Below are 9,010 nucleotides of genomic sequence, written 5' to 3'. Positions count from 1 at the left end.
GCGGCTCCGGCGCGGCCGCGGGCGCGGGCATCGCCGGTGCAGCCGTCATGGGTATCCAGTTGGCCGGTCAGGGTGTGCAGTCGGCGAGTTCGGCGGTCGAATCCCAGGCCGGTGACGGCTGGGATATCGACGCTCCCGGCCCGTTGGAGGTGCGGCGATGACCAGTCCTCGCATGTACGGAAGATGGGAAAAACCACGCTCAGCAGGGTTCTTCGGCATGACGTGGGGTGTGAGCATGCTCGCGCTGGCGTTGCTGATCACCGTGATGGCCACGTTCATGATCACCCGGTCCATTCCTCCGACGCTGGTCGTTCTCGCCTGTGTCGCAGTGGTTTTCGCACCGTTGGTGATCACGATCGATGGCCGGACCGGGTGGGAGACTGCGGTCTTGCGGGCCCAGTTCGCGACGGCGAAAGCGCGCGGTGAACTGGTGTATCGGTCCGGTCGGTTCTCCCGGATCCCGGGTGTGGCGAGGTTGCCTGGGCTGCTGGCTGATTCGAGGCTCGGGGAATGGGAGACACCCGGCGGTAGGCGGTTTGCGATCGTTCATATTCGCCGCACCGATCACTGCACGGTGGTGTTGCGGGTGCTGCCGCGCGGCAAGGAACTGGTCGACCAAGCCCAAATCGATGCCTGGGTCGCCGAGTACGGGCACTTCCTGGCCTCGCAGTCGCGCGGTGGCGAGGTTGTCGCGGTCACCGCGGTCCTCGACACCGTCGCCGAAACACACCTCAAGCAACGCCGCGAAGTCGCACGCCTGGTCCGGCCGGAGGCACCGGAGTTCGCGCGGGCGGTGATGCGCGAGGCCGCCGCCGACATCGGCGGAGTGGGCGTGCGGATCGAGGCCCGCATCGCCATCACCTACCGCGCCATCGGCACCTCCCGCAAAACCCGTCGGGACCTGCCCGAGCAGGCCCGTGAGATCGGGCAACGCGTGCAAGGGGTGCTGTCGCAACTGGCTCGTGCGGGGCTTCCGGCCACGCCGCTGCAGGCGTGGGAAGTGCTGGGGCTGGTGCGGTCTCGCTACGACCTGGCTGCCCAGCGCGACATCGAAGCTGCAGGCCCCAAGATCACTGACACGCAGTCGTGGGATTCGGTGGGCCCGATCGCCCACGAGGACCGCTGGGACCATCTGGTGCACGACGGCGCCCGCTCGATCACCTGGGAAATGGACGCCCCACCCCGGGGCGCGGTGCTGGAAACGGGGCTGGAGGAATTGCTGCGCCCCCGGGCGGACGTTCCGCGCAAGCGTGTCGCGATCGTGTACCGCTTGCACTCGGCGGCCGAGGCCACCGACATCGTCGATGCCGACTTCCGCGACGCTCTGGCCGCCGAGCAGACCGAACGCGGAATTGCCTCGGCCGCCGCGTCCATCCGCGTCGACAACACCCGCGCCGCCCGCCAGGAACAAGCCCGCGGCGCCGGCCTGACCCGATTCGGGGTCCTGGTCACCGTCACCGATGTCCTCGACGCCGACCTGCCAGGCATCGAAACCTCCGTGCGCACCATGACCGCGGCGTCCCGGCTACGGGTGCGCCGCTGCTACGGCTCCCAAGCCGCCGCCTTCGCCGCATCCCTCGGCATCGGCCTGATCCTGCCCGAACACACCTCGATCTCGAAGCGGTTCAGCGCATGAGAATCCATACCGAGACCCGCAAAACTCGCCATCCGCGAACGACGGCAGTCGCAGGAATTCGCGTGCTGACAGCCCAGGCCCGCGCAGAGGTCGAAACGGCCGCGGCCGGGCGCGGCCTGGCCGGTGTGCGCGCTCGCTGGGCGCTGTCGAGCGACGATCATCGCCGCGCTAATGCCGCACGGAGAGCCGAGGATTCGGTCCGCGACGGGTTCGGCGTGCCCGTGGCCCATCTGACCGACCGCGGATACCGCGGTGTCGGCGGCGGGCGGGCGATGGTGGTGGCGGCGACGCCGGAGTGGCGGGCGACCACGGTGCAGGTGGCTGGGTTGTGGCCCTTCGCTGTCGGTGCGACGGCGCCGATCGTGGGCTGCCCGGTGGGGTCTCATTTCGTGACCGGCGCGCCGGTGCATTTCGATCCGATGTCGTGGTTCGCCCGTGGCTTCATCACCGCGCCGATCGCTTTCGTGCTGGCGCTCAACGGTTTCGGCAAGTCCTCGCTCATCCGGCGTCTCGCGACCGGAGCCGTCGCGGCTGGGGAAACGGTGCTGTGTATGGGCGACACCAAACCCGACTACCGCGACCTCGTCGAAGCGCTGGGCGGGCAAGTCGTCGACCTCGGTTACGGGCACGGCAGCATCAACCCGCTCGCCGTCGGCGCGCTCGGCACCATCATCGACCGACTCCCCGACACCGACCAACGCCGCCAGGTCGCCGCGCGCGTGGAAGCCGGGCAAGTCAACATCGTCGCCGGGCTGATCGAGTTGGTCCGCGGTTCCCGCGTCGCCGACTACGAAGAAACACTCATCGCCGCCGGACTGCGCGAACTCTACAGCCCCGCAGCAGGATTCACCCCGGCGCGGCCGCCGCGGCTGTCGGACCTGTTGGCGACGATCTCCGGCGGCGCGCAGCGGCTGCGGCAGTTCGCCGAGGAAGACGACGAGGTCGCATTCCGGGCCGCGACCAAAGTGCTGCGCCGTTCACTGCGCGCGGTGATCGAAGGCCCCTGGGGCCAGATCTTCGACCGCCACACCAGCACCCCGCTGGACCTGAACAGCCCCGCCGTCTGCATCGACGTGTCCCGCATTCCCGAAGGCGACACGAAACTGCTCGCGGCGGTGCTGATGGTGTGCTGGAGCGAAGGCTTCGGCGCGGTCGCCGCCGCCCACGCCCTCGCCGACGCCGGCCTCGCCCCGCCGCGCACGTTCGAGGTCGTGATGGACGAGATCTGGCGCGTCCTCGGCGCGGGAGAGTTCATGGTCGACCGCGTCGACGCCCTGACCCGGTTGAACCGGCCGCTGGGCACCGGGTTGATCATGTGCAGCCACACCATCAAAGACCTCGCCGCCTTCGACTCCGCCGCAGCGCAAGCCAAAGCCCTCGGCTTCTTCGAACGCGCCCGAGCCAAGATCATCGGCCCCGTCGGGCCGGAAGAGATCGAACGACTCCGCGCGGCGGTGTCGATCACCGACACCGAAAAGCTGCTGGTCACCTCCTGGGCCGCGCCTCGGCCGCCGACCGACGATCACCTCGACAACGCCGGCGAGCGCGAAACACCGCCCGGCACAGGATGTTTCCTACTCAAAACCGGTGAAGCCGACGCGCCGGGCATCCCGTTCCGCATGACCTTCACCCCCACCGAGCGTGCCCACGACATCCACAACACCAACCGCCGCTTCTCCCACCTCACCGGCGAAGACAACGACGAACGAAGGCCTCCGCGCGAGGCCGCGGCCGCCGAGATCAGGGAGGGCGGCGATGAGTAATGTCCTCCAGAACCCTCCTCGCAGGCATCGGGTCGCTGCCCATCGCGTTGATCCTGTTCCTGGCCGTGCTCGTCGGAATCGAGCCCGCGGACTCGTGTGCGACCGACGTGCTCGCTGGGGGAGTGTCGGGGCCGACCGGTCAGTCGGTGGCGGGGTTGAACGAGCGGCAGTTGGAGCTGGCGCGCAACGGTGTCGCGATCGGCAAACAACGCCGAGTACCGCAGTCGGTGATCGTTGCCGAACTGGCGGCGATGATCACCGAATCGACGCTGCGCAACCTCGCGAACTCCAACGTCCCGGAATCGTTGAACTACCCCAACGATGGCGTCGGCGCCGACCACGATTCGGTGGGCCCGCACCAGATGCGGGTCAGCGTCTGGGCAAGCGCCGGGATCGCGACGTTGATGAATGCGATCTATCAGATCAACTGGTTCTACAACCAAGCCGCTACCATCCCCGGCGCCGCCTCGATGACCTCGGCCGAACTCGCCCAAGCCGTCGAAGTGTCTGCACCGAACGCCTATGCCGGACAACTGGACCTGGCCCAACGCCTTTACGCGATGTTCGCCGACATCGACCCAGCGTCCCTGCCCGCGCCCGCACCAGGACAACCGCCGCCCGGATGTGGACCCGTTTCGGGTCCACCCGGCGCGCCGGCGCCGGCCACTGGATTCGGGCAAGCGGTCGTGGCCGCGGCGCAGCGGTGGATCGGTACCCCGTACGTGTGGAGCGGGGGAGACGCCGAGGGGCCGACCGGCGGCGGGTTCGACTGCTCCGGGTTGACGTTGTACGCGATCTACCAGGCCTCGGGCGGACGAATCCGGTTGCCGCACTATACCCAAGCCCAACAAGACTCACCTGCCGGTCAAATCGTCGCGTTCGATCAGCGACAGCCCGGGGACCTGATCTTCTTCACCACCCCTGGCGAGAGCGATTCCCACCATGTCGCCGTGTACGCGGGCCGCGACGCCAACGGCGCGGACCTGGTCATACACGCCCCCCAAACCGGCCAAAACGTCACCTCCGCCCCCCTTGCCCGCCTCGCCGGAACCGACCACCTCGACGTCCGCCGCTACACCACACCACAACCCCGAAGCCCAGCAGTGGAAGAGGGAAACCAGCTGTGACACCGAATAATCCGGAACGACGACGCGGGGCGGGATCCGTCCGTGGGCGTTCTACCCCTCCGTCATCGAAGCGTCGCCATACCGCTCCGGCCAGTGCAGCCGGTAACGGGCGCTCGACTCCCGAGCAACGGCTCGCCGGGCAGGCGTCGGAGGGGCCGTATCTTCTGGCGTGGGTGGCCGCGACACGTCAGACGTTCACCATCTGCCGGCCCGACGGGCACACCGTGGCCCACGACCGGTTCCACCGCGACCTGATCATCGACAGCGATGACGCCGCCACCGAAGCCGCAGCACTGCAAGCGATCTGGCTCGCCGCACACGGAAGAGACCTCTGGGGCGCCGACGTCGCGACCCTGCGCATCGTCACCTCCCGCTTCGTCGCGGACCCGGACGCCCTGCACCGGGCGGCGTTCGCCAGCGGCCTAGTGCTCGACCTGCTCGTCGACGCCGCCACCAATCCCGCCACCGGCCATCAACTCGGCGTGTGGGTCGACTGGCGCCGCGCCGACCTCACCTGCCTCATCCAACACCCGAGGAACCAGCAATGATGTCACGCCACCTCGCGATTCCGCTCATCGTGACGACCGGAACGTGCCTGCTTACGGGGTGCACTGAGCACCCGTCACGCGGTCGGCCGCCGGATGAAACCGACTGCTTCGGTGCCAGATTCGAGCCACCGTTCATCGCGGTTGACCCATGCTCGGCGGAATCGGTCATGGCGGCGGCCTTGCAGACGATGTTCACCTACCGACCTGGCGAGGGGGTCGACCCACGGCACGCGTTCGACGCTGCGACGCAGCTGCTGGACCCCGAATTCGCACGCGGCGGCGCACCCGCCGCCATCGCCCTGGCGCCGGTCACACCCGGCATGTGGCAACACTGGCGCGACCACCTCGTCACGGTCACCGCGACCGCCCGCGTCACGGCCGATGACCACCCGCCCGACACCGCGTCACGGGCGGCGCGCGTGGTCGCCGTGAGCATGCAACCCAGCGACACCACGCCCGCGCTGCGGCTGGTCGTGTTCGCTCTCGCACACCGCACCCAGGACGGTCAGGACGCCCGGTGGTTACTGGCGAATGTGCAGGTCGCGTCATGACCCAGGGGAACGGTGACCCGGTCGATGAGGGCGGACAAGCGGTCAAGGCCGGGTTCGTGCAGGCGATGCAAACCGCGGCGATGGCGATGAACCTGCTGCAGCGTCGCGGTAGCGAATCACGCTCCCGGCAGGAGTTCACCCAACGCCAAGACGACCGGATCGCCGAACAGCAGCGCAAGAACCACATCCACGGCGTGCAACTGCAGGGCTACATCGACCGGGCTCAGCACGGCCGCGTCGAGCATTGGGCCGACATGGCGATCAAGGCGGGCCGCTACCGCGAGCACCTGCTCGAAGTACAGGTCAAAAACGCACGCCTGCAACACGATCAGGACAGAGCAGACCGCGCGAAAGACAGCGACAAGGCCAGCGAGGAACGCCGCGACAAGGTTCACGGATTGCAGGTGCGAGCCCTACGCGGCGAATACAACCGCAAAGACGCGATCCATACCCAACAGCTGCGCCGCTACGACAAACAAATCGCCCAGGACCAACGCCTGCACGATCTGAAGGTCGAATACCAGAAGCTGCTGATCGAGGCCCGCAAACGCGCGCTCGGACTCACCGAAACACTCACCGACACCGACCCAGGCAATGCCCGCGCCCACACCGCCAGCGCGGGATGGGCGGCCGCCGAAGCGACCGCCGATCTGTCCGACGACCATCGCGCCCACACTGAGGCGTGGGCCGAACGCTACGGCGAGGACACCGGCAACGACCCCCGCACCGCAGTGGCCGATGCTCGTGCCGAGGCGGAGGCCCTCGACGGCGCCGCCGATGAACTCGACAACAAAGTGAGCGCGCTGAGCGTCGAGTACACCCTTGCCAGCTACGGCGAAGCCCAGATGCGCGCCTTCGGTGCCGCCGATTCGCCCGCCCCAGCGCCCGATTCCGGCGACGAGCTCGAAGTGCTCGACGGGGAGGTCATCAACATGGTGGTCGAGGCGACCGGCGTCACCGGTGACCTCGATATGGGCGTCGACTTTGCGCCACCAGTTCTACCACCCGTCAAAGCTCTCGGGCCTGCGCCGTCTGCGGAGGTCGAACCACGATGACGCGTAACACCTTTCTTGCCCGCGAATCGGAAGTCAGCATCGTCCTGCAAGCCGGCGCACTCACCACTTCCGGAATCACCGCACCGACCGGCGCCGCACTCTCACCACCCGACCAGATCCACGAGGTCCTTCGAAACGAGCTCGGACACAACACCACTCCCACAACCCACGCAGCCGACCGACGGCTGAAAGCCGACCCGGTCGCACCGTCCGGGCAAGGCATCGATAGAGCGGTGGCCGCAGCCGGAAGAGGCCACGGCTGCCCACACCGCCTCGAGGTGGGTCATATGCCGCTGCCACGACAGCCCGGCAGCGGAGTAGAGCCCGGCAGGAGAGTCGAGGTCGAACCATGACCGCGACGGAGGACGCCCGCGGTGTGGCCGGTCGTCGACCGGTGGCGCCGAATGCGGCACAGAAGGCATTGCTGCGGCGGTTGTGCGCGGTGGCGGCACAGACGCGGGTGTTGCTCGATGCCGCTCGAAACGACTATGAGACAGGTGCTTTGGCGGAACCTGCTTGGTTCGCGCGTCTGGATGCCCTGATGGCGCGCGGCGCTGCGCTGGCGGAGCTAGGCCACGCCGGTGGGATTTCGCAGCGGTGGATCGATCTCGCTCGCGCCCGTGGCGAGCGCGGCACTCGGTGGCGGGCCCCGCAACGATGGCCGGTCCCGCAGCCCGTGCAGCGGGATCGCCTCATCAACGACCTCGCCACCGAAGCCCGCGACCTCACCGACGTCGTCGCCGTACACGCCGCCTACCGCGCCCGCGCCCGCAGCGACGAACCCGAGTCGCTGCGGACACGCATCGAAGCCACCGCAGCACTGCGCTACGAGCGCCTGACCTCGATCGCGGCCCTGTTGGATCTGATCGGACCGGAACGCGACCGGATAAGACCGGGCCCGGACGCGATCTGGGCCCGCGCTCTCGCGGCCACCGTGCGAGACCGCGCCCTCACCCAGCTGGCGCAGCAATGGCGCGCCCACGCCCACCACGAACCCGCGTCGGTGAGGGCGTACCGGCTGCTGAGAGACCACGGCGACATCGACTTCACCCCCGATTCCGTCATCGCACCGATCCCCGAGGCGATGGTCGAACACATCGCCGCCGCTCTGCGACTGCCACCCGGGCTGGCTGCTCCCGTCCCGCCACCGCCGCTGCCACTCGGCGCGCACACGGACAGCGCTGTGGCCGCCGCTTTGGGCGAACCCCGATGCCTCAAATTCCCCGCGCCAACGGCCGGCAACGAGCGGCACGTCGGCGGAGCGCCAGCACCTGCGCATCGCGACAACGGGCCGAGCCCATGACACGCGCGCAGTGCATCCGCCCGCATGCCGACGAGTGACCAGCGGCCGAGCACCGAGAGCGAGCCAGGAGAGAAGGAATGACGATCCCGCAACCGATACCCGATCCAGGCCCCACCCCAGTTCCGGCGTCCACCGTTGCGCCAGGCAGCATTCGTGCCCGGGGTCCGAACACCGCCCATGCGGCATTGTTGCGGCGACTGCGCGACATCTCCGACGGGCTGCGCCGCATGCAGGAAACCGGCCGCCTCGGAGGCCAATTCGGTCACTTTCCCGCCGAACTCTGGCACGACTATCTCGCGGAGATGCACGACCGCGCCGAAGCACTGACCGAACTCGGCCGCGCCGGCGGTATTCCGGCCCAATGGCTCGGTTACGCCCGCGGCCACAGCACAGCGCAGGTACCGGACCGTTGGCCGGAAAACGGTGCGCCGCCGCGCGCGGAACTGATCGCCGCAGTGGCCGCGCAGGCACGGGAGTTCGGACATATCGCGGCCCTGCACGCCGCCTACCAACTCCGCGCCACCGGCGAATCTGATCGAGCGCAGGAAGCCTTTGCCGACAAGATGGGCCAACACTGGGACCGGATCGGCACCGTTGCAGCGCTCCTGCAACCCGTCGACGCGGAACGCGAACAGATATGGCCCGCCGCCACCGATCCCGCGTGGATCGCGACCCTCGCCGACCCTGTATGCACCACCGACCCCGGCGACCTGGCGCGGCGATGGCGCAACCAGCTGTCCGCCCCGGACGCCGACGTGTCCGCACACACCGCGCTGGCCGACTACGGGGACCTCACCTGGGACCCCGACCGCGAACTCGTGCCCCCACCACAATCGCTGATCAACCAAATCAGCGCCGCACTACGCGCCCAGCGCACGGTCGGCGGTGGCGCCGCGATCGACGCCAATATCGGCGCCGCGCTACCGGAGATGACCCGCGAATTCGCACCCGAGAACACCACGGGGGCCCTGCGCCATGGGGTTGTCCCGGCGCTCGACCCCGGGCCCGAACCGTGACCGCAAGCCAG

General features: G+C 68.7%; 8 protein-coding genes. All 8 read left to right on the top strand.

Annotated features, from left to right (window positions below):
• Window positions 1-157: 157 nt before the first annotated feature.
• The 8 genes from ON37_RS28055 to ON37_RS28020 all read left to right on the top strand — a co-directional run bounded on the left by ON37_RS28055 (window position 158) and on the right by ON37_RS28020 (window position 8,999).
• Window positions 158-1,636, top strand: coding sequence for an SCO6880 family protein (locus ON37_RS28055; protein ID WP_040723740.1), 1,479 nt, complete (start codon window positions 158-160; stop codon window positions 1,634-1,636).
• Between the two features lie 62 nt (window positions 1,637-1,698).
• Window positions 1,699-3,399: a putative type IV secretion/conjugal transfer ATPase gene (locus ON37_RS28050; RefSeq protein ID WP_174362156.1), complete on the top strand. Its 1,701-nt coding sequence runs from the start codon at window positions 1,699-1,701 to the stop codon at window positions 3,397-3,399.
• Window positions 3,399-4,526, top strand: coding sequence for a C40 family peptidase (locus tag ON37_RS28045; protein WP_245553543.1), 1,128 nt, complete (start codon window positions 3,399-3,401; stop codon window positions 4,524-4,526). Before ON37_RS28050 ends, ON37_RS28045 begins: the two co-directional genes overlap by 1 nt.
• 173 nt (window positions 4,527-4,699) lie before the next feature.
• Window positions 4,700-5,074 carry a hypothetical protein gene (locus ON37_RS28040; RefSeq protein ID WP_040723739.1) on the top strand — a complete coding sequence of 125 codons (375 nt, stop codon included), beginning with the start codon at window positions 4,700-4,702 and terminating at the stop codon, window positions 5,072-5,074.
• 167 nt (window positions 5,075-5,241) lie between these two features.
• Complete coding sequence (locus ON37_RS28035) at window positions 5,242-5,625, top strand: hypothetical protein (RefSeq protein WP_051032211.1); 384 nt, start codon at window positions 5,242-5,244, stop codon at window positions 5,623-5,625.
• Complete coding sequence (locus ON37_RS32610; protein ID WP_040723737.1) at window positions 5,622-6,680, top strand: hypothetical protein; 1,059 nt, start codon at window positions 5,622-5,624, stop codon at window positions 6,678-6,680. Before ON37_RS28035 ends, ON37_RS32610 begins: the two co-directional genes overlap by 4 nt.
• A 349-nt stretch (window positions 6,681-7,029) precedes the next feature.
• Window positions 7,030-7,983, top strand: coding sequence for a hypothetical protein (locus ON37_RS28025; protein ID WP_040723736.1), 954 nt, complete (start codon window positions 7,030-7,032; stop codon window positions 7,981-7,983).
• Window positions 7,984-8,060: 77 nt separating this feature from the next.
• Window positions 8,061-8,999 carry a hypothetical protein gene (locus tag ON37_RS28020; RefSeq protein WP_157171644.1) on the top strand — a complete coding sequence of 313 codons (939 nt, stop codon included), beginning with the start codon at window positions 8,061-8,063 and terminating at the stop codon, window positions 8,997-8,999.
• Window positions 9,000-9,010: the final 11 nt, after the last annotated feature.

Source organism: Nocardia veterana NBRC 100344, from assembly GCF_000308855.1.
Taxonomy (GTDB): domain Bacteria; phylum Actinomycetota; class Actinomycetes; order Mycobacteriales; family Mycobacteriaceae; genus Nocardia; species Nocardia veterana.
Note: the sequence above shows the minus strand (reverse complement) of the source record. Positions and strands in the feature narration are given on the sequence as shown.

Excerpts from the sequence above, each read along its gene's own strand:
- ON37_RS28025 (WP_040723736.1), top strand. The coding sequence starts at position 7,030 with ATGACCGCGACGGAGGACGCCCGCGGTGTGGCCGGTCGTCGACCGGTG.
- ON37_RS28035 (WP_051032211.1), top strand. The coding sequence starts at position 5,242 with ATGGCGGCGGCCTTGCAGACGATGTTCACCTACCGACCTGGCGAGGGG.
- ON37_RS32610 (WP_040723737.1), top strand. The coding sequence starts at position 5,622 with ATGACCCAGGGGAACGGTGACCCGGTCGATGAGGGCGGACAAGCGGTC.
- ON37_RS28045 (WP_245553543.1), top strand. The coding sequence starts at position 3,399 with ATGTCCTCCAGAACCCTCCTCGCAGGCATCGGGTCGCTGCCCATCGCG.
- ON37_RS28020 (WP_157171644.1), top strand. The coding sequence starts at position 8,061 with ATGACGATCCCGCAACCGATACCCGATCCAGGCCCCACCCCAGTTCCG.
- ON37_RS28055 (WP_040723740.1), top strand. The coding sequence starts at position 158 with ATGACCAGTCCTCGCATGTACGGAAGATGGGAAAAACCACGCTCAGCA.